We start from the raw sequence: 20,575 nt of genomic DNA, 5'->3' as shown, positions 1-20,575 counted from the left end.
GGCGCAGGTACCGCGCAGCGGCGCTAGTACCGCGCAGCGGCGCAGGTAGCGCGCAGCGGCGCTGCTACCGCGCTGCGGAGCCTGATTTCGGGGGCCGTGAGATTCGCGGTACCTGCGCCGCTGCGCCGTAGGCGTGCCCACCGCGCAGCGGCGCTAGTACCGCGCGGCCGCGTACCATTCGACGGTGTTGAGGCGCTTGTGAGGGTGTTGACCCGTCTACACCCACCCTGAATCGGTTCAACAGTGTCGTGTTTCGACAGGCTCAACAACCGGATACGGCGACACCGGGGCCGTGGGCAGCCCGGCATTTGTCACGGTGTTCTGCGCTTGAAGCACCGGTGCCCACCGGCAAAACTCGTAAGCAGGGTGGTTGCCGCGAGGGTAATCCCTGGTTAGCGAGGGATGTGCCGTGAAAACGCCTGCCGAGTCAAGCTCCACCGAGCCTGGCACCACCACAACCACCACCGAGATCACGACGACCACCACCACGACCACCCGCACCACCCGGGCCGGCGCGAAAACGGCAGCGAAAAAGGACAAGGCCCACAAGGCCGGCACCGACACCGTTCTCGCCGAAACCCTCGTGGGCATGGGCCGCTTTCTGCGGCGGGGCACGGCATCCGCCGACCTGCGATCGGTCTTTCTCGAGGGCGGCCGCGACGCCGACTCCTTCTACCGTGACCGCTGGACCCACGACAAAGAGGTGCGCAGCACCCACGGCGTGAACTGCACCGGCTCGTGCTCCTGGAAGGTGTACGTGAAAGACGGCATCATCACCTGGGAGACCCAGCAGACCGACTACCCGTCAGTCGGCCCCGACAGCCCCGAATACGAACCCCGCGGCTGCCCCCGCGGCGCGGCCTTCAGCTGGTACACCTACTCGCCGACCCGGGTGCGTTACCCCTACGTGCGCGGCGTGCTGCTGAACCTGTTCCGCGAGGCCAAGGCCCGCCTCGGCGACCCCGTGCTGGCCTGGGCCGAGATCACCGGCAACCCGGAAACCGCGAAAGCGTACAAGAGTGCCCGCGGCCAGGGCGGCCTGGTGCGCGCCACCTGGGACGAAGCCAGCGAAATCGTCGCCGCCGCCCACGTGCACACCATCAAGAAGTACGGCCCCGACCGGGTCGTGGGCTTCAGCCCGATTCCGGCGATGTCGATCGTGAGCCAGGGCGTGGGTAACCGCTTCATCTCGCTGCTCGGCGGCACCATGCTCTCGTTCTACGACTGGTACGCCGACCTCCCCGTCGCCAGCCCGCAGGTCTTCGGCGACCAGACCGACGTACCTGAATCGGCCGACTGGTGGAACTCCAGCTACCTCATCATGTGGGGCAGCAACGTTCCCGTCACCCGCACCCCCGACGCGCACTTCATGGTCGAGGCCCGCTACCGCGGCCAGAAGGTCATCACCGTCTCGCCCGACTACGCCGACAACTCCAAGTTCGCCGACGAGTGGCTCGCGGTGCACCCCGGCACCGACGGCGCCCTGGCGCTGGCCATGGGTCACGTCGTGCTGAAAGAATTCTTCGTCGACCGCCAGACCCCGCGCTTCGTCGAGTACATGAAGAAGTTCTCCGACAGCTGCTACCTGATCTCGCTCACACCGCGCGGCGACGCGTTCGTGCCCGGCAAATTCGTGACCGCGGATGCTCTCCCCGGCACTCCGTCGACCGTCGCGAGCGCCGCCTTCAAGCCGGTACTGCTCGATCAGACCGGCGAGGCGGTCGTGCCGAACGGCTCCATCGGTCACCGCTTCAGCGAGAGCGACAAGGGCAAGTGGAACCTCGACCTCGAGGGCGTCGACCCGCTGCTCTCGATCATGGACGCACCCGACTGGGACGGCGCATCCGTCGTCGAAATCGACCTGCCCCGCTTCGACGTGACCCCGACGACCGAGGGCGAACAGCACGCCGGCGGCGCCGGCGTCATCCGGCGCGGCGTGCCCGTGCGGCAGGTCGGCGGCGCGCTCGTCACGACCGTCTTCGACCTGCTCCTGGCCCAGTACGGCGTGGGCCGGCCGGGCCTTCCCGGCGTCTGGCCCACCGGCTACAACGACGCGTCGAGCCCCGGCACCCCCGCCTGGCAGGAAGAGATCACCAGCGTGCCGATGCAGGCCGCCGAACGCATCGGCCGGGAATTCGCGCAGAACGCCGAAGACTCCGAAGGTCGTTCGATGATTTTGATGGGCGCCGGCACCAACCACTGGTTCCACTCCGACACCATCTACCGCGCGTTCCTCGCGCTGACCACGATGACCGGCTGCCAGGGCGTCAACGGCGGCGGATGGGCCCACTACGTCGGCCAGGAAAAGGTGCGTCCGCTCACCGGTTACGGCCAGTACGCCTTCGGCCTCGACTGGGTACGCCCGCCGCGCCAGATGATCGGCACCGGCTTCTTCTACCTCGCCACCGACCAGTGGCGCTACGACGGCCTGAGCGCCGACACCCTGGCGAGCCCGCTCGGCACCGGCCTGTTCAAGGACCGCACCACCGCGGACACCCTGGTCGAATCGGCCAAGCGCGGCTGGATGCCCAGCTACCCGACCTTCAACCGCAACTCCCTCGACCTCGTCGACGACGCCGCCGCGGCCGGCGTCGAACCGGCCCAGTACGTCGTCGACTCCCTGAAAGACGGCAGCCTCGCGTATTCCTGCGAAGACCCCGACGCCCCCGAGAACTTCCCGCGGGTGCTCGTCGTCTGGCGTGCCAACGTGCTCGGCTCCTCGGGCAAGGGCAACGAATACTTCATGAAGCACCTGCTCGGTGCGAAGTCCGCCGTGCGCGCGCCCGAATCGCCCGAGGACAAACGCCCCAAGACCATGAAGTGGCACGAATCCGCTCCCGAGGGCAAGCTCGACCTGCTCGTGACGAGCGACTTCCGCATGACGAGCACGACCATCTACAGCGACGTCGTTCTGCCCCCGGCCACCTGGTATGAGAAGAACGACCTGTCGACGACGGATATGCATCCCTTCATTCACTCGTTCAACCCGGCCATCGCCCCGCCCTGGCAGGCCAAGACCGACTTCGACATCTTCCACGTGCTCGCCGCGAAGATCAGCGAGATGAGCGAGACCCACCTCGGGGTGCGCAGCGACCTCGTCGCCGCGCCGCTCAGCCACGACACCCCCGACGCGATGAGCACCCCGCACGGCACCGTGCGCGATATTGACACGTTGATCCCCGGCATCACGATGCCTAAGCTCATCGTCGTCAAGCGCGACTACCCGGCCTTCGCCGCCCAGCTCGGCGCGCTCGGACCGCTCACCGGCAAGCTCGGCATGGTCACCAAGGGCGTCAAGTTCACCCCCGACGTCGAGGTCGAGTACCTCGGACGCAAGAACGGCCTGATGGAGTCCGGCCCGGCCATCGGTCGGCCAAAGCTCACCACCGCGATCCACGCCTGCGAGATGGTACTCGCCCTGTCGGGCACCACCAACGGGCGCCTCGGCACCCAGGGCTTTAGGCAGCTCGAGGAGCGCACGGGCACCCAGCTCGCCCACCTGGCCAGCGACAACGCGGGTCGCCGCTTCACCTACGCGGATGTCCAGGGCGCCCCGGTGCCGGTGCTCACGAGCCCGGAATGGTCGGGCAGTGAGCACGGCGGCCGCCGCTACAGCGCCTTCACCATCAACGTCGAACACCTGAAGCCCTGGCACACCCTCACCGGCCGCCAGCACTTCTACCTCGACCACGACTGGATGATCGAGCTCGGCGAGCAGCTGCCCATCTTCCGCCCGCCGCTCGACATGCACCGCCTTTTCCAAGACGTGAAGCTCGGGTCGACGGATGCCACGGGCGACCCGTCGGTGAAGGGTCGCGCCGAGGTCGCGGTGCGCTACCTCACCCCGCACTCGAAGTGGTCGATCCACTCCGAGTACCAGGACAACCTGATGATGCTCTCGCTCTCTCGCGGTGGCCCCACCATCTGGATGAGCCCGCAGGACGCCGAGAAGATCGGCGTGATCGACAACGAGTGGATCGAGTCCTACAACCGCAACGGCGTGGTCGTCGCCCGCGCGGTCGTCTCACACCGGATGCCGGAGGGCACCGTGTACATGTACCACGCGAAGGACCGCACGATCAATGTGCCCGTCGCGGAGACCTCGGGGCTGCGCGGCGGCACGAACAACTCGCTCACCCGCATCCTCTTGAAACCGTCCCACCTGATCGGCGGCTACGCCCAGCTGTCGTTCGCCTTCAACTACCTCGGACCGACCGGGAACCAACGCGACGAGGTCACCACCATCCGTCGTCGCAGCCAGAAAGTGGAATACTAATGCGCGTCATGGCCCAGATGTCGATGATCATGAATCTCGACAAGTGCATCGGCTGTCACACCTGCTCCGTGACCTGCAAGCAGGTCTGGACCAACCGCGAAGGCGTCGAGTACGCCTGGTTCAACAACGTGGAGACCCGGCCCGGCCTCGGCTACCCGCGCCAGTACGAAGACCAGGAACGCTGGAAGGGCGGCTGGGTGCGCAACAAGCGCGGCCGCCTGAAGCTCAAGGGCGGCGGACGCCTGAACAAGCTCGCCCACATCTTCAACAACCCCGACCTGCCCGGCATCGATGACTACTACGAGCCGTGGACCTACGACTACGACATGTTGACGACCGCTCCGGCCGGCACGCAGAGCCCTGTCGCCCGCCCGAAGTCGCTGCTGACCGGCCGCAACATGGACATCAAGTGGTCGGGCAACTGGGACGACGACCTCGGCGGCTCGCAGGAGACCGCCGCCCAGGACCCGATTCTCGCGACGATGAGCGAGAAGGTGAAGATGGAGTTCGAAGAGACCTTCATGTTCTACCTGCCGCGCATCTGCGAGCACTGCCTCAACCCCGCCTGCGTCTCCGCCTGCCCGTCGGGCGCGATGTACAAGCGCGAGGAAGACGGCATCGTGCTCGTCGACGAAGACGGATGCCGCGGCTGGCGCATGTGCGTGTCGGCGTGCCCCTATAAGAAGGTGTATTTCAACCACAAGACCGGCAAGGCCGAGAAGTGCACGCTGTGCTACCCGCTGATCGAGCAGGGCAAGCCCACCATCTGCTCCGAAACCTGCGTCGGCCGCCTGCGCTACCTCGGCCTGATGCTCTACGACGCCGACGCGGTGCTCGAGGCGGCCTCGGTCGAAAACGACCAGGACCTGCTCGAAGCCCAGCGCTCCTGCTTTCTCGACCCCTTCGACCCCGAGGTCATCGCCGCCGCGAAGGCCGAGGGCATGGCCGATGACTGGATCGAAGCCGCGCAGAAGAGCCCGATTCGCAAGCTCATCACCGAGTACAAGGTGGCCCTGCCGCTGCACCCCGAATACCGCACCATGCCCATGGTCTGGTACATCCCGCCGCTCTCGCCCGTCGTCGACGTGGTCAGCAACTCCGGCGCCGACGGCGAAGACACCCGCACCCTGTTCGCGGCGATCGACAAGCTGCGCATCCCGGTGGAGTACCTCGCCGGACTGTTCTCGGCCGGCGACGTGAAGCCCGTCGAATCCAGCTTGCGCAAGCTCGCCGCGATGCGCTCGTTCATGCGCGACATCAACCTCGGACGCGACGAAAACGCGAGCATTCCGGAGTCGGTCGGCATGACCGCCACCGAGATGAAGGCCATGTACCGCCTGCTCGCCATCGCCAAGTACGAGGACCGTTACGTCATTCCGAAGGCGCACGTGGAGACCGCACGCGAGCTCGATGAACTCGGCTGCTCGCTCGACAACGAGGGCGGGCCGGGAATGGGCGGGCCTTCCTCGCACGCCGGGCCGCACAACGGTGGCCGCGACCAGGGCCCTGCGGGCCCCTACGGCAACACCCCCGGCATGCCGCTGAACGCGACGGTCGACAATTACAACGAGATGGTCGGGGATTCCCCGATCATCAAGACGCGGCCGGCGACCCCGGGGCGCATCAACCTGCTGAACTGGAACGGCACCGGGGGCGCTCCCGAAGGCATGTTTCCCCCGAAGCTCGGCGGGGTGAGCCCGGCATGAGGTTTCCCAACATTCTGCAGACCCCGCTGAAGCTCTCCCGCACCGTCTCGGCGATCAACCTCACCACCGAGCACGCCGTGATCGCGCACATGGCGGCATCCATTCTTTTGGATTACCCGTCTCCCGAGCGGCGGGCGCGGTTCGAGCTGGTGCGGGCATCCGTCGCCGTCTTGCCCGACCCCTTGCAGTACGCGTTCGGTGCGTTCCTCGATTCAGCGGATGCGATGACCGGGCAGGAGCTGGAGGCGCACTTTACCGCGACCTTCGACCTGAAACGCAAGTGCTGCCCGTACCTCTCCTATTACGCAGCCGGCGACACTCGCCGGCGCGGCATGGCGCTCGTGCGCTTCGTCGAGGCGTACCGGGCGGCCGGGTGGGAGGTTGCGGCGGACGAACTGCCCGACTACCTGCCGATGGTGCTCGAGTTCTCGGCGCTCTCGGACTCGCCGATCGCCCGCGAGCTGCTCGCCGCCCACCGCGACGGCATCGAGGTGCTGCGGAGTGCGCTGGAAACCGTGCACAGCCCCTATGCGCACCTGGTGGAGGCCGTGTCGCTGTCGCTGCCGGCGATCGACGAGGCCACTCGCCGCCGGTACCTCGACCTGGTCAACGAGGGGCCGCCGACCGAGCTGGTCGGAGTGTCTTTTCTCGGCAATTTGAAGCCGTTCACCGCATCACCCACTAAGGATGTCTTCGTATGAATGCCTGGGATTTTCTGCTCTGGGTCGCGTTCCCCTACGCGGCGGCGGCCGTGTTCGTCGTGGGCCACCTGCTGCGCTTTCGCTATGACCAGTTCGGCTGGACCTCGCGGTCGAGCCAGACCTACGAGAACCGGCTGCTGCGCTGGGGCTCGCCCATGTTCCACTACGGCATGCTCATGGTCATCGGCGGGCACGTCGTGGGGCTGTTCATCCCGAAGGCGTGGCTCGAGTTCTTCGGCGTCACCGAGCACATTTACCACCTCGGCGCGACCTGGCTCGGAACCTTCGCGGCGGTGCTCACCGTCGCCGGCCTCGGCATTCTGATCTACCGGCGCCGCCTGAACGGGCGGGTGCTGCTCGTCACAACCGTGATGGACAAGGTCATGTACGTGCTCCTCGGCGGAACCATCCTGTTCGGCACGACCGCGACGGTTTTGTACCAGATCTTCGGCGGCGGCTACGACTACCGCGGCTCGATTTCGCCGTGGATCCGCTCGCTCTACGGGTTTCAGCCCGACCCCGCGCTGATGAGCGACGTGCCGTTCTTCTTTCAGCTGCACGTTCTCTGCGCGACGACGCTGTTTCTGCTGTGGCCGTTCACCCGGCTGGTGCACGTGTTCTCGGCGCCGCTCGGCTACCTCGTGCGCCCGTACGTCGTCTACCGTTCGCGCGACCACCACACCGGCAACAGCGCCCGCAAGGTTCCGCGCGGCTGGGAACGCAGCCAGCGCCCGGTCGCACGGCGCGACCGTGAGCGCATCCGTCGCTAGCCCGCTCTTCCGGGCCGTGTCCGGCGGGGCTCTGTACCATTCGACGGTGTTCGGCACCGTTCTGGCCTGTTCTGGCCCGGAAACGTTGTTTTCGGGCCAGAACTCCGTCGAACGGTACGGGCACGTCGGCGCATGACGGCAGGGCACTGGCGGCGCGGGGCCGTCGTAGGCTTGAACGTGTGAGTACAAACACGAGCTCCAGATCGAGCACCCCCACCCGTCGCCTGCCGAAGTTCGTCACCTCGTTCGGGGTGCAGATCATTGCCGCCCTGATCATCGGGCTCTGCCTGGGTCTGATTGCCAAATACACCGGCAGCACCGCGGATGCCCCCACCGGCCTCGGCGCGACGCTGCAGGTTCTGGGTTCCAGCTACGTGTCCCTGTTGCAGACCGCCGTCGTGCCCCTCATCTTCACCGCGGTGGTCAGCTCGATCGCCAACCTCCGGCAGGTCTCCAACGCGGCGAAGCTCGCCTGGCACACGCTGCTCTGGTTCGCCATCACCGCCCTGATCGCCGTGTCGATCGGCATCGGCCTCGGCGTGCTGCTGCAGCCCGGCGCCGGCACCGGCCTCACCGCCGACTCCTCGTATGAGGGCCGCACCGGCAGCTGGTGGGGGTTCCTCGCCGGACTGTTCCCGAAGAACTTCCTCGGCCTCGGCGCGAACACCTCCGTCACTGACGGCGTCGCGAGCACCTCGGTGAGCATCAACGTGCTGCAGATCCTCGTGATCGCCATCGCGATCGGTATCGCCGCGCTGAAGGTCGGCAAGGCGGCGGATCCGTTTTTGAATCTGAACGCATCCGCTCTGGCCGTGATCCAGAAGGTGCTGTGGTGGATCATCCGCATCGCGCCGCTCGGCACGATCGGCCTGATCGGCAATGCCGCGGCCGTCTACGGCTGGGATACCATCGGCGCGCTCGGCAAGTTCTCGATCGCGATCTATGCGGGCCTCGTGCTCGTCTTGTTCGTCGTCTATCCGGTGCTGATCCGCTCGCACGGGCTGTCGGTGAAGCAGTACTTCTCCGGTGTCTGGCCGGCCGTGCAGCTCGGCTTTGTGTCGCGCTCGTCGGTCGGCACCCTGCCGCTGACCCAGCGGGTCACCGAACGCAGCCTCGGCGTGCCGCGCGCCTACGCGTCGTTCGCCGTGCCGCTCGGCGCGACCACCAAGATGGATGGTTGCGCCGCCATCTACCCGGCGATCGCGGCCATCTTCGTGGCCCAGTTCTTCGGCATCTCCCTCGACGTCGGCCAGTATTTTCTGATCGTTCTGGTGTCGGTGCTCGGATCCGCCGCGACGGCCGGCACGACCGGCGCTGTCGTGATGCTGACCCTGACGCTGTCGACCCTCGGCCTGCCGCTCGAGGGCGTGGGCCTGCTGCTGGCCGTCGACCCGCTGCTCGACATGGGCCGCACCGCCGTGAACGTGGCCGGGCAGGCGCTCGTGCCGACGATCGTCGCCAAGCGCCAGGGCATCCTCGACCACGAGTTGTACAACGCGCCGCGCGGGCGCATGTCGCTGTCCGACGTGGAGGCTCCCTCGGTCGCTGAGGCCGAGCCGGCCGCCGCCCGGGTGTAATCCTCGGCAGCGGATGCCGCGGCATCCGCTGCCCGCAGACCGGTGGCGAAAGCAGGAGGAGACGTCGACAACGCGCAGATTCGTCCTGTTTTCGCCACGCGCTGCCGACCGGCGGGACCCGGCGTGGTTAGGACGGGCTGACGGTGGCTCCGCAGCGCCAGCACTCGGCGGGGAGTTCGGCCTCGACGAGCGCGCCGCAGTCGGGGCAGACGCGTTCGAGCCAGCAGACCGGATCGCCGCCGATCGGCTCGTCGGGCAGCGGCGGTGTCGTGTTGTCGAGTGCAGTCATGTGGTGACCCCCTTGTTCCAGTATCCACCGGGGTATCCCGTTGCGTGCGCCCCGTGGGCCCCGTGGGCACCCTATGCCCCACGGCCAGGGGCGTTTTTTGGCTTCTCGCTGACGAGAAGCCAAAAATGGCCCCTGGGGTGTGGTCAGCGGTCGCCGGGAGCGTCGGGGCCGGTACCATTCGACGGAGATCAGCGCCGAAAGCCTCGGTTTCGGCCCGGAGCGGGCCGAAAGGGGGCTCAACTCCGTCGAATGGTACGTGGGCGGGCGGGTGCGGCGCGGCGGCGGCGGGCAGGCAACAGCCCCCGTGTGGAGGCACGGGGGCTGTTGGGGGAGGGGCGAGGGTCAGCTCGGGTTCGGAGCGCCCGGACGGGCGTAGTAGAACCACGCGAGCCAGGTGCAGAAGACGCAGAAGACGGCGCAGCCGACGAAGAAGGCGGTCGGGCTGATCAGGGTGAGGGAGATGCCCACGACGAACGGACCGAAGGCGGCGATGGCGGAGGTCCAGGCGATGGCGCCGCCGGCCTGGCGCTTCGGGAAGATCATCGGCATCTGCTTGAACGTGCCGGCGTTGGCCAGCCCGGCGAAGAAGAAGATGATGAGCATGCCGGTGAGGAAGCCCCAGAATTCGTCGACGCTGGTCGGGGTGAGGAAGAACGCGGTGATGACCGTGCCGGCCACCATGCCGACGCCGCCGATGAAGGTGAAGATCGCGCCGCCCCACTTGTCGCAGAACGGGCCGCTTGCGGCGCGCATCAGAGCGCCGAGCACCGGGCCGATGAACGCGTAGGCCAGGGGGTTGGGGGCATCCGGGAATTCGCCGTAGACGTTGAGGATGATCAGGCCCATCTGCGCGGCCAGTCCGCTGTAGGCGCCGAAGCTCATGAGGTAGATGGCCGTCATGATCCAGGTGTGCTTGATCTTGAAGATGTCCATCTGCTGCGCGAAGTTGGCCGTGATCGGCACCCGGCGCAGGTACATGACCGACAGCACGACGGCGAGCAGCGCCCAGGGGATGAGCACGAGTCCACCGTTGTGCAGCCAGACGAGGTCACCGTCGGCGTCGCTCTGCGGGGTGAGGGCCGCGGTGCCGAGCAGGCCGAAGCCGACGACCCAGGGCAGGATCAGCTGCATCAGGCCGATGCCGAAGTTACCGAGGCCCGCCTGCAGGCCGAGGGCCGTTCCGGCGAGGCGCTTGGGGAAGAAGTAGCTGGTCGACGCCATCAGGCCCGAGAAAGCCCCGCCGCCGATACCGGCCGCGAAGGCCAGCGCGAGCAGCACCCAGTACGGCGTCGAGGTGTCCCGGGCGGCGAGGGTCCAGCCGAGCATCGGGATGATGAGGAGGGCTGAGGACATGGCGACGAGGTTCTTGGTGCCCATCATCGGGGGCAACACCATGAACACGAGGCGCAGCAGGCCGCCGGCGAGCCCGGGCAGGGCGACGAGCCAGTACAGCTGGCTGGGCTCGAGGCTGTAGCCGATGTCGTTCAGGCGCGGGGCGATCGCGCTGACGAGATACCAGGCGGCGAAGGCGAGCGTCAGGCTGAATGTGGTGATCCACAGGGTGCGCCAGGCGAGTTTTGGATCCCAGGTTTCGTCGTGTTCCGGGTCCCAGTTCGAGAGGTCCGGCTTCAGTTGGGAACCGGGTGAGCCAACAACGGGTGTGGTGACGGTAGACATGTGCTTCCTCAGCGTCGCGATCGGGCACCGGGCCCGCTTGTTTCTCAGCCTCCCCCAGACGGTTCGGGGCATCAACGCGCAAACACCGTGACAAATGAAGACGGGACCTGTGGCCCAGGCGCGCGGCGGCATCCGTCGCCGGGTTGCGACGGCGACGACGGATGCCCCGTACCGTTCGACGGAATTGGGTCGGCTGTGACATCATTCCGGGCCAGAAATCGTGCGGAGGGCGCCCGATACCGTCGAATGGTACGCGGCCGGCGAGGGGGCTTACGCTGGAACGGTGAAAACACAGCCCAAACTCGGAGCGTCCCTGCACGCCGTCGTCATCACCATCTCGGACCGTTCGGCCCGCGGAGAACGCGAGGACCAGTCGGGTCCTGCGGCCGTCGACGCCCTCGCCGACGCCGGCATCCCCTGTGGCCCGGCGCGCGTCGTGCCCGACGGCGTCGAGAGCGTGTCGGGGGCGATCGCGGCCGCGCTCGGCGACGGATCCCGCCTGGTCATCACGACCGGCGGCACCGGCGTCGCCCCGCGCGACCTGACCCCGGAGGGCACGCGGCCGCTGCTGCGCACGCTGCTGCCCGGCATTTCAGAACGGATGCGCCAGGTCAACGCCGCCACGATCCCGACCGCGGTGCTGAGTCGCGGCATCGCCGGCATCGCCGATTCGGTCGGCAATCGCGGCGCGCTCGTCGTGAACCTGCCCGGCTCGGTCGGCGGCGTGCTCGACGGCGTCACCCTACTCGCCCCGCTCGTGCGCCACGTGATCGACCAGCTCGACGGCGGGGACCACTGATGGGCCCTTCTCTGGGTTTCGCCGAAGTGACGGATGCCCCCCTCGACCTCGCCGCACACGTCGCGGCGGTCTCCTCCCGCGCCGACGGCGCCGTCGTGACCTTCATCGGGCAGGTGCGCGACCACGACCCCGACGCCGCCGACACGGTCACCGGGCTCGACTACAGCGCGCATCCCGACGCGGGGCGCATCATCGGTGAGATCGCCGACCGGGTGCGGGCGCAGCATCCGTTGGTGAAACTGTGCGTCAGCCATCGAATCGGGCACCTCGAGGTGGGCGACCTCGCGCTGGTCGCCGCGGTCGCGAGCGCGCACCGGGCCGTGGCGTTCGCGGCCTGCGAGGCGCTCGTCGAGGCGGTCAAGGCCGAGGTCCCGATCTGGAAGAAGCAGTACGAAATCGGCGGCGCGCACACCTGGGTCGGCCTGTAGCGCGCACTCGTGTAGTGGCACGTACCATTCGACGGTATCAGGGCCTGAAGATCGAGTTTTTGGGCCAGAAACGGTGAAAACGGGGCCGAACACCGTCGTGTTTCGACAGGCTCAACAACCGGTACGGCCGCGGGCCCGGCAACGGCGTACCGTTCGACGGAGCTGAAGTTTGGAAGCAGGTTTTTCGGCCCGAAAGCAGGCAGAACAGACTGAACACCGTCGTGTTTCGACAGGCTCAACAACCGGTACGGGGCGGGGCGGGTCAGCCGCCGGCGAAGGGCGGGAGCACGTCGACGGTGGCGGCCTCGGGCAGGGGAGTGGCATCATCCGCTGCCCGCGTGCCGTTGACGAGCAGCGCGCAGAGGCCGAGAATCCGCGCGAAATCGGGGCCGAAGCGCTCGACCAGGTCGTGGCGCAGGGCGCCGACCGTTGTCGTTTCGAGGTTGAGGGATTCGGTGCCGGCGGCTTCCGCGGCGCCGGCGAAGAAGCGGATGCTGACCATCACAGTGTTGACCGTCATAGTTTCGGCGGCGTCCAGGCGAGGGCCAGTTCGCTCGCGAGCGCCGCGGCGTCTTCGATGTCGGCCGCCGTGCCGCCGTTCTGCGCGGCGGCGAGCCCGACGAGGAACGTGCTGAGCGGAGCCGCCGGCCGGGCCACATTGTGCGCCACGTCGCGGGCGACGTCGAGCAGCAGGCCGACCGGGATCTCGTCGGGATCGAGGCCGAGCTTGGTCGCGAGGGCGAAGAGCCAGGCGTCGAGGGCTTCGGGTGGCAGGGCGTCGGGCTTGGCGGTGCCGGGTTCGGGGGTGCTCATGGGGTCTCCTGGGGGTCGGGCGGGGGCGGCGGGCGCGGCGCCGCGCTGGTGTTCGGTCGTGCGGAGAAATTCGGTGGTGCGGAGAAGTTCGGTGGTGTCTGCAACATCCTGCCACGTGTCCACGTCGCGGCTGCTGCCGGCGAGGTCGGGCAGCGCGCGCAGCTCGAGCCCGCCGAGCAGGGCCCGCATGCTCGCGCCGCGCACGTCGGAGCCGAGGCGGGCGACGGATGCCGCGAGCTGCCGCCCGCGATAGATTGCCACGAGCCACTGCGCGTGCCCGGTCTCATCGATGAGGTGCAGGCCGTCGACGGTGGGCGGGAGGTCGGCGGCGCGGGCGGCCTCGATGAGGCGGGGGGCGGCATCCGCTGCCCAGGGCAGGTCGCAGGCGAGCAGCAGGATCCAGTCGGCCGGGTGCGGGGCTGGCAGGGCGGCGAGGCCGGCCGCGATACCGGCGACCGGGCCGCCGAAGGGTGGGTCTTCGAGGGTCCAGATGGTGGCGGACGCGTCGGCCGGGCGGGCGCTCGACGCGCCGCCTGGGCGGGCGGACTCGGGGCCGACGACGACCGTGTGCCGGGCGAACGGGCGCGCGTCGAGCACCCGGGAGAGCAGGCTGCGGCCGGCGACCTCGACCGCGGGTTTGAGGGCGCCGCCGAGGCGGCTGCCGCGTCCGCCGGCGAGCACGATCAGGTCGACCCTGGGGCCGGTGTGGTCCGTGGGACTGGTGGGGCCGGTGGGACCGGAATCCGGGGTCGCGGGGTCGGCCGAGATCACGCGCGCGCCCGATCCGGGTGAGCGCTACCGTAACGACCGTAGCGGCTGCCCGTTTCGGGCGCGCTCACGGTGACGCGGGGTGCGGCATCCGTCACGCGCGGTGCCAGGCCCCGGACTTGCCGCCGGTCTTTTCGAGCAGGCGCACGTTTTCGATCACGACGGACTTGTCGAGGCCCTTGACCATGTCGACCACGGCCAGCGCCGCGACGGAGACGGCGGTGAAGGCTTCCATCTCGACCCCGGTGCGGTCGGCGGTGCGCACGGTCGCCGAAATGCTCACGCCGTCGTCCTCGACGATCAGGTCGACGGATGCCCCATGCACCCCGATCACGTGGGCCAGCGGCAGCAGGTCCGCGGTCTTTTTTGCGCCCTGGATGCCGGCGATGCGCGCGACGGCGAGCACGTCACCCTTGGGTGTGGACCCGTCGCGGAGCGCCGCGATCACGCGCGGGCCGCAGCGTACGAATCCGGCGGCGGTCGCGCTGCGCACGGTCGGCACCTTCTCGGTGACGTCGACCATGCGCGCCTGCCCGGTGGAATCGAGGTGGGTGAAGGGCTGATCTGCAGAGGTCATCAGGTCAGTCTGCCAGCGTCGTGAGCAGCACGGTGACGGTGTCGCCGGCCACGACGCGGGTGGTGTCTTCGGGCACGACGGCGAACGCGGTCGCCTGGCCGAGGCTCGCGACGAGGTGCGAGCCGGATCCGCCGCGGGCTGCGCGCCGGGCCAGGGTGCGGTCGCCGTCGGCTTCGATCACGACGGGCATGTACTGGGCGCGACCCTGAGGCGAAGACCAGCCGTCGGCGACGACCGCCTGCACCCTGGAACGCTGAATCGAGGTGTGGCCGAGCATCCGTCTGAGGGCCGGACGCACGAAGACCTCGAACGAGACATAGGCGCTGACCGGGTTGCCGGGAAGGGCGAAGATCAGCGGGCCCGCGGCGCCGTCGGCCGCGGCGGGCCAGCGGCCGAAGCCCTGCGGCTTGCCGGGCTGCATCTTGACCGGGCCGAATCCGACCGTGCCGAGCGGCGCGAGCACGGCCTTGACCACGTCATAGGCGCCGACGCTCACCCCGCCGCTCAAGACGATCGCGTCGACCGTGCCGGCGAGGCGCGTCAGCAGGTTGCGCAGGGTGTCGTCGTCGTCGGGGACCGCGCCGACGCGCAGGGGAATGCCGCCGGCCTCGGCGACGGCCGCGGCGAGCAAGAAGGAGTTCGAGTCGGGAATCTGCCCGCGCCGGGTGGGCTCGCCGGGCACGACGAGCTCGCTGCCGGTCGAGATCACGGCGACGCGCGGCGCCGGGTGCACGAGCACGGTGCCGGTGCCGGCGCTCGCGGCCGCGGCGATGCGGGTGGGCCAGAGTTGCAGGCCCGCGCGCAGAACGGTGTCGCCGGCGTGGGCGTCGTCTCCGGCCCGACGGATGTGCGCAGCCGGCTGCGGCGGCACCCTCACGATCACGGAATATCGGCCCTGGTCGGTGTTTTCGATCGGAACCACGGCGTCGGCGCCGTCGGGGATCGGCGCCCCGGTCATGATGCGGGCGACCTGGCCGGGGCCGATCTGCGGGTTCTCGGCGGTGCCGGCGGCGAGGTCCGCGATCACCGGCAGGGTGATCGGAGTGGTCTCGGAGGCGCCGAGCAGGTCGGCGCGGCGCACGGCGTAGCCGTCCATCGCGGAGTTGTCGAATGGCGGGGTGTCGGTCGCGCTGCGCACGTCCTCGGCGAGTACGAGTCCGCGGGCTTCGTCGAGGGGCAGCCGCACGGGTGGCAGGGCGGTCACCTGGGCGAGCACGTGCGCGAGCTGTTCGGCCACGCTGCGAGCGGATGCCGCCGGCGCGCACGCGTCATCGGGTGCGGTGTGCGCGTGGCCGCTGTGGACGCCGTGTTCGGTGTGGCCGTCGTGCTCGTGCGGTGTCACGGTCAGGCCGGGGTTCCGGCGGTCGCGGGGGATGATGCGGGTGCGGCGGGCGGCGTCTCGGCCGGCGGCGCAGCGTGTCGGCCGGTGGGCTGCACCTCGTCGTCGATGTCCTCGGCGTCGCCGGGGGCGGCATCCGCTGCCCATTTGCTGCCCATGCCGGGAGCGTCGCCGGCGGTGACGGCGTCGTTCCAAGCGTCGATTCCGCCGGTGAAGACCGACACGTCGAAGCCGGCGGCCTGCAGGGCGACGGCGGCGCGGGTGGCGCGGCCGCCGGCCTGACAGTGCACGACGAGCGGCCGGTCGCGGGGCAGCGAGGCCTGGCCGGTCGGGGTGACGAGGTCGCCGAGGGGCAGCAACCGGGCGGTCGGGATGGAGCTTTCGGCGTTCTCGCTCGGCTCGCGCACGTCGACGACCTCGAAGTCGTCGGCGCCGAGGGCACGGGCGTCGAGGCGGGCGAGCAGCCCGGCGGTCGAGACCTCCGGCAGGTCGACGGCGGCTGAGGCTTCCGCGGCGGCGGCGGCGCTCGCGGCGATTTCGGCCGGTGTCGGCGCGGCGGCGATGCCGGTTCCGGCCAGCGGAATCTCACTGAACCGACCGGACAGCGCGTCGATGACGAGCACGCGGCCGATCATCGGGGTGCCGATTCCGGTGATGAGTTTGATGGTCTCGGTCGCCATCAGTGAGCCGATCTGGCCGCAGAGCGCGCCGAGCACGCCGGCGTCGGCGCAGTTGGGCACCTCGCCCTCGGCCGGCGGGGTCGGGAACAGGTCGCGCAGGTGCACGCCGGTCAGACCCGAGTCGGCCGGCGGGGTGGCCCAGAACACCGATAGCTGGGCGTCGAAGCGCAGCACGGAGGCCCACACCAGTGGCAGCCCGAGCGCCGCGCAGGTGTCGTTCACGAGGAACCGGGTCGGGAAGTTGTCGGTGCCGTCGATGACCACGTCGTAGCCGCCGATGATCTCAGCGGCGTTCGCGGCGACGAGCCGCTCGGGGTGGCGCCGCACAGAAGCTTCGGGAGCGATCGCGAGCACCTTTTCGGCGGCACTGTCGACCTTGGGGCGGCCGACATCGGCCTGGCCGTGGGCGATCTGGCGCTGCAGGTTGCTGGGCTCCACGTCGTCGGCGTCGACGATGCCGATCGTGCCGACCCCGGCCGCGGCCAGGTAGAGCAGGGCGGGGGATCCGAGTCCGCCGGCTCCGAGCACGAGCACGCGGGCGTTGGCGAGGCGGCGCTGGCCGAGCTCGCTCAGCTGCGGCAGACGGCGTTGACGGGCGGTGCGCACGGATTCGGCGGGACTGAGCCGCGCAACCGGCTCGACGAGGGGAGAAATGGCCATGGGTTAAGGCTAGCGTTTCGCGGCTGTGCCTCCACCCAGCCGGTGTCTCGGCGATGTCGGCAGCATAACTCCTGCAGATCGTCACGGCGGTGTGGCAGAAACCGTGGGATCACGCGGAAGTCCGCGGTTGGCCGCGGCGATCAGCAGGAGTTATGCCGGGAGAGCCCCGGAGACGGATCGGGAGGGCCGAGGCTCTGCTCCTCCCGAAACCGCAGATGCGGTGCTAATCTCCGATTCATGACGCATTATCGGATCAGTGAAGCCGCCGAGCTGCTCGGCGTCAGCGATGACACCGTGCGCCGCTGGGTCGATGCCGGAAAAGTGGATGCCGCGGCCGATTCCGCCGGACGCCTCGCCATCGACGGCGCCCAACTCGCCGCCCTCGCCCAGGAGCAGGCCAGCGCGCCGGCCGATCCGTCGCGTGTCGGCCGCAGCGCCCGCAACCGCTTCGTCGGCATCGTCACCGCGATCACGATGGACACCGTGATGGCCCAGGTCGAGCTGCAGTGCGGCCCGCACCGCGTCGTCTCGCTGATGTCGAGCGAGGCGGTGCGCGAACTCGGCCTCGAGGTCGGGTCGCTGAGCGTCGCCGTGATCAAGGCCACCAACGTGATCGTCGAGACCCCGGGACGCGCCCTGTGAGCCGCCGCGACCTGCCGATTCGCCGAGCAACCGTCACCGCTGCCGTGCTGGCCGCCCTCATCCTGGCCCTCGGCGGCTGTGCGACCACGGGCACGCCCGCGCCCGACACCGTCCCCGGTGCGGCGGCCCCCGGCGCCGCCCTTGGGCCCCAGACCCTCACCGTCTACGCGGCCGCCTCGCTGACCGCCGCCTTCGACGATCTTGCCATGCTGATGGAACAGCAGAACCCGTCCGTCGAGGTCGATGTCACCTACGACGGCTCCGCGACCCTCGCCACCCAGATCGAATCCGGTGCCCCCGCCGACGTCTTCGCGAGCGCCGACGAGAAGAACATGACCGTGCTCACCGAGCAATCACTCGTCGGCCCGGCGACCCTGTTTGCCGCCAACACGCTGCGCATCGCGGTGGCGCCGGGCAATCCACGCGGCATCGAGACCCTCGACGACCTCGCCGAGCCGAACACCATCACGGTGCTGTGCGCGCCGCAGGTGCCGTGTGGAGCGGCATCCGCTGCCCTGCTCGCCAACGCATCAGTCACCGTGACCGCCGCGAGCGAGGAACAGAACGTGACGGCCGTCGTCACGAAGGTCGCCGAGGGTGAAGCGGATGCCGGCCTCGTCTATGCGACGGACATCGCCGCCAACCCCGATCGCCTCGAGGGAATCACCCCCGCCGGCGCCGACGCCGTCGTCGGGCACTACCCGATCGGAGTGGTGGCCGGCAGCCGGCACGCGGCGGCGGCCCAGGCCTTCGTCGACCTCGTGCTCTCCGAACAGGGGCAGGCCGTGCTGGGTGCCGCCGGGTTCCTCGCACCGTGATCCCGCGGATCCTCTATATCCCGGCCGCGATCGGCCTCGCCCTGCTGGTGCTGCCGCTGGCCGGCCTGCTGCTGCGCGTCGACTGGGCCCAGCTGCCGGCGCTGTTGCTGAGCCGCGCGGCGCTCGAGCCGCTCGGACTGTCGCTCGCGACGGCATCCGTTTCGACGGTGCTCTGCCTGCTGCTCGGGGTGCCGCTCGCCGTCGTGATCGCCCGATCGAAGCCGCGCACCGCCGGGTGGCTGCGGGCGATCGTGACCGTTCCGCTCGTGCTGCCGCCGCTCGTCGGCGGCATCGCGCTGCTGCTGCTGCTCGGACGCACCGGCGTGCTCGGGCAGTACCTCGACCTCGCGTTCGGGCTGCGGCTGCCGTTCACGACCGCGGCCGTGGTGATCGCGCAGACCTTCGTGGCCATGCCGTTTCTCGTGATCGCGGTCGAGGGCGCGCTGCGCACCCAGGGCACCCGGTTCGAACGGGTCGCCTCGACGCTCGGGGCCGGCCGCGGCACGGTGTTCCGTCGCATCACGCTGCCGCTGGTGTTTCCGGGCCTGGTCGCCGGCACGGTGCTTAGCTTCGCCCGCGCGCTCGGCGAGTTCGGGGCGACCGCCCTGTTCGCCGGCAACCAGGCGGGCGTCACCCGCACCATGCCGCTCGCGATCTACACGGCCTTCAACGGCTCCGGCGTCACTACCGACCAGGCCGTGGCCCTGTCGCTGCTGCTCATCGCGGTCGCCGTGATCATCCTCGTGCTCGTCGGTGGCCGCCGCACCGGGGCGCTCGCATGACCGCGCCGGGCGTGTCTTCGACCCCGGCCGCGGCGACGGATGCCGCCCCCCTCCTGAGCGCGCAGCTCGCCCTCGCGCGCGGCGCGTTCACCCTCGACGTGACGCTGCACCTCGCCGCCGGAGAGGTGCTGGCGCTGCTCGGCGCGAACGGATCCGGCAAGTCGACGGTGCTCGAGCTGCTCGCCGGACTGCTCGCTCCGGATGACGGGGCGGTACTGCTCAAGGGGGCAGTGCTGACCCGCGCGGGCGACGGTGTCGCGGTGCTCGTCGCCCCGGAGCGCCGGGGGATCGGCCTCCTCGGCCAGGACGCCCTGCTCTTTCCGCACCTCAGCGCCCGCGCCAACGTGGAGTTCGCGATCCGGGTGGGTGGGGCATCCGCTATGCCCGAATCGAACCCGCACCGCGACGTCGCGATCGGGACCGCGCCCGAAACGGGTGGCCGCTACGGCCGTGACCGTAGCGCTCACCCGTTTCGGGCGCGCTCGCGGGCCGCGATTCGCGCCGAAGCGGATGCCTGGCTCGCCCGGGTGGGACTCGCCGGCCGCGGCGACGCCCTGCCCGCAGAGCTCTCGGGTGGCCAGCAGCAGCGCGTCGCGCTCGCCCGCGCGCTCGCCGCCCGCCCCCGGGTGCTGCTGCTCGACGAACCCCTCGCGGCCCTCGACGCCGAAACCGCGCCCGCGATGCGGCAGCTGATCCGCGAGCAGCTTGCCGCGACCGCAACCAGCGCGATCCTCGTCACCCACGACGTGGTCGACGCCGTCGTGCTCGCCGACCGCGTCGCCGTGCTGCAGGAGGGCCGCATCATCGACGAGGGCACGACCGCCGCCGTGCTCGAGGCCCCCCGCAACCCCTTCGTTGCGGCGCTCGCCGGGGTCAACCTCGTCGTCGGCACGGCCGTCGACGGAGCGATTCTCGCCCCCGACGGTCGCCTCTTTCGGGTTCGCCCAGCGGATGCCGCCGCCCTCACGGAGCCGTCCGTCGCTGCCCCTGGCGTCGCGGCCCCGACCTCTGCCCCGGCGGCGGCGGTGTTCCGCCCGTCGGCCGTCGTCGTGCAGACCGAGCGGCCGCAGCACGCCAGCCCGCGCAATGTCTGGCAGGCCACGATCACGGGCATCGAGCCGGGCAGCGGCGGTGTGCGCCTGCGCACGAGTGGGAATCCGCAGGTCGTCGCGGAGGTGACTGCGGCATCCGTCGCCGAATTGGGCCTGCGGGTGGGCGGCCAGGTCTGGCTCTCGGTGAAAGCGACCGAGGTGAGCGCGCACCGCCGCTGACC

At 69.7% G+C, this 20,575-nt stretch carries 18 protein-coding genes; 11 read left to right on the top strand and 7 right to left on the bottom strand.

The genetic code is table 11. From position 1 onward, the window contains the following. The first annotated feature begins 589 nt into the window (after positions 1-589). The 5 genes from D6T64_RS03095 to D6T64_RS03075 all read left to right on the top strand — a co-directional run bounded on the left by D6T64_RS03095 (position 590) and on the right by D6T64_RS03075 (position 9,030). Positions 590-4,276 carry a nitrate reductase subunit alpha gene (locus D6T64_RS03095; RefSeq protein WP_119971464.1) on the top strand — a complete coding sequence of 1,229 codons (3,687 nt, stop codon included), beginning with the start codon at positions 590-592 and terminating at the stop codon, positions 4,274-4,276. After that, a complete protein-coding gene (narH, locus tag D6T64_RS03090) occupies positions 4,276-5,982 on the top strand; it encodes a nitrate reductase subunit beta (RefSeq protein WP_119971429.1) in 1,707 nt (568 codons plus the stop codon). The genes D6T64_RS03095 and narH overlap by 1 nt, the downstream gene beginning before the upstream one ends. Beyond that, positions 5,979-6,683: a nitrate reductase molybdenum cofactor assembly chaperone gene (narJ, locus tag D6T64_RS03085; protein WP_199719037.1), complete on the top strand. Its 705-nt coding sequence runs from the start codon at positions 5,979-5,981 to the stop codon at positions 6,681-6,683. The genes narH and narJ overlap by 4 nt, the downstream gene beginning before the upstream one ends. Continuing rightward, entirely contained in the window at positions 6,680-7,453 is a 774-nt protein-coding gene (gene narI, locus D6T64_RS03080; RefSeq protein ID WP_119971426.1) for a respiratory nitrate reductase subunit gamma, read from the top strand. Before narJ ends, narI begins: the two co-directional genes overlap by 4 nt. Positions 7,454-7,632: 179 nt before the next feature. Continuing rightward, the gene (locus D6T64_RS03075) at positions 7,633-9,030 is read left to right on the top strand and encodes a dicarboxylate/amino acid:cation symporter (protein ID WP_119971423.1); all 1,398 of its coding nucleotides are present in this window, start codon (positions 7,633-7,635) and stop codon (positions 9,028-9,030) included. A 127-nt stretch (positions 9,031-9,157) separates the two neighbouring features. Here D6T64_RS03075 and D6T64_RS22825 read toward each other — a convergent pair whose 3' ends face one another. Together D6T64_RS22825 and D6T64_RS03070 are read right to left on the bottom strand one after the other, a co-directional pair. Then, positions 9,158-9,319 carry a hypothetical protein gene (locus tag D6T64_RS22825; RefSeq protein WP_199719036.1) on the bottom strand — a complete coding sequence of 54 codons (162 nt, stop codon included), beginning with the start codon at positions 9,317-9,319 and terminating at the stop codon, positions 9,158-9,160. A 342-nt stretch (positions 9,320-9,661) separates the two neighbouring features. Further along, the gene (locus D6T64_RS03070) at positions 9,662-10,996 is read right to left on the bottom strand and encodes an MFS transporter (protein ID WP_119971420.1); all 1,335 of its coding nucleotides are present in this window, start codon (positions 10,994-10,996) and stop codon (positions 9,662-9,664) included. A gap of 283 nt (positions 10,997-11,279) precedes the next feature. On the opposite strand from D6T64_RS03070, the gene D6T64_RS03065 reads away from it, so the two are divergent. Both D6T64_RS03065 and D6T64_RS03060 read left to right on the top strand, forming a co-directional pair. Next, complete coding sequence (locus D6T64_RS03065) at positions 11,280-11,795, top strand: MogA/MoaB family molybdenum cofactor biosynthesis protein (protein ID WP_119971417.1); 516 nt, start codon at positions 11,280-11,282, stop codon at positions 11,793-11,795. Next, complete coding sequence (locus D6T64_RS03060) at positions 11,795-12,223, top strand: molybdenum cofactor biosynthesis protein MoaE (RefSeq protein ID WP_119971414.1); 429 nt, start codon at positions 11,795-11,797, stop codon at positions 12,221-12,223. The genes D6T64_RS03065 and D6T64_RS03060 overlap by 1 nt, the downstream gene beginning before the upstream one ends. 262 nt (positions 12,224-12,485) lie before the next feature. Here the strand turns inward: D6T64_RS03060 and D6T64_RS03055 are convergent, their stop codons facing one another. The 5 genes from D6T64_RS03055 to D6T64_RS03035 all read right to left on the bottom strand — a co-directional run bounded on the left by D6T64_RS03055 (position 12,486) and on the right by D6T64_RS03035 (position 17,060). Next, on the bottom strand, positions 12,486-12,743 hold the full coding sequence (locus D6T64_RS03055) for a MoaD/ThiS family protein (RefSeq protein ID WP_233550801.1): 258 nt from the start codon (positions 12,741-12,743) through the stop codon (positions 12,486-12,488). Next, on the bottom strand, positions 12,740-13,807 hold the full coding sequence (locus D6T64_RS23095; protein ID WP_119971410.1) for a DUF6457 domain-containing protein: 1,068 nt from the start codon (positions 13,805-13,807) through the stop codon (positions 12,740-12,742). The genes D6T64_RS03055 and D6T64_RS23095 overlap by 4 nt, the downstream gene beginning before the upstream one ends. A gap of 91 nt (positions 13,808-13,898) precedes the next feature. After that, positions 13,899-14,381: a cyclic pyranopterin monophosphate synthase MoaC gene (gene moaC / locus D6T64_RS03045; protein WP_119971407.1), complete on the bottom strand. Its 483-nt coding sequence runs from the start codon at positions 14,379-14,381 to the stop codon at positions 13,899-13,901. A 4-nt stretch (positions 14,382-14,385) separates the two neighbouring features. Beyond that, the gene (locus D6T64_RS03040) at positions 14,386-15,723 is read right to left on the bottom strand and encodes a molybdopterin molybdotransferase MoeA (protein ID WP_199719040.1); all 1,338 of its coding nucleotides are present in this window, start codon (positions 15,721-15,723) and stop codon (positions 14,386-14,388) included. A 2-nt stretch (positions 15,724-15,725) separates the two neighbouring features. Then, the gene (locus D6T64_RS03035) at positions 15,726-17,060 is read right to left on the bottom strand and encodes a ThiF family adenylyltransferase (RefSeq protein WP_119971401.1); all 1,335 of its coding nucleotides are present in this window, start codon (positions 17,058-17,060) and stop codon (positions 15,726-15,728) included. A gap of 237 nt (positions 17,061-17,297) precedes the next feature. Here D6T64_RS03035 and D6T64_RS03030 point away from each other — a divergent pair, with 237 nt between their 5' ends. From D6T64_RS03030 to D6T64_RS03015, 4 genes are read left to right on the top strand one after another with little or no spacing between them, the layout of a single operon-like run. After that, positions 17,298-17,702 (top strand): TOBE domain-containing protein, encoded by a 405-nt coding sequence (locus tag D6T64_RS03030; protein WP_119971398.1) that lies wholly within the window; start codon positions 17,298-17,300, stop codon positions 17,700-17,702. Next, positions 17,699-18,520, top strand: a complete 822-nt coding sequence (gene modA / locus D6T64_RS03025; RefSeq protein ID WP_233550800.1) for a molybdate ABC transporter substrate-binding protein — start codon at positions 17,699-17,701, stop codon at positions 18,518-18,520. Before D6T64_RS03030 ends, modA begins: the two co-directional genes overlap by 4 nt. Next, complete coding sequence (locus D6T64_RS03020; protein WP_119971395.1) at positions 18,517-19,302, top strand: ABC transporter permease; 786 nt, start codon at positions 18,517-18,519, stop codon at positions 19,300-19,302. Before modA ends, D6T64_RS03020 begins: the two co-directional genes overlap by 4 nt. Next, positions 19,299-20,573, top strand: coding sequence for an ABC transporter ATP-binding protein (locus D6T64_RS03015; RefSeq protein ID WP_119971393.1), 1,275 nt, complete (start codon positions 19,299-19,301; stop codon positions 20,571-20,573). The genes D6T64_RS03020 and D6T64_RS03015 overlap by 4 nt, the downstream gene beginning before the upstream one ends. Positions 20,574-20,575 lie beyond the last annotated feature (2 nt).

The organism is Cryobacterium melibiosiphilum (assembly GCF_003602235.1).
GTDB lineage: Bacteria > Actinomycetota > Actinomycetes > Actinomycetales > Microbacteriaceae > Cryobacterium > Cryobacterium melibiosiphilum.
This window is presented reverse-complemented; position numbering and strand designations above follow the sequence as displayed.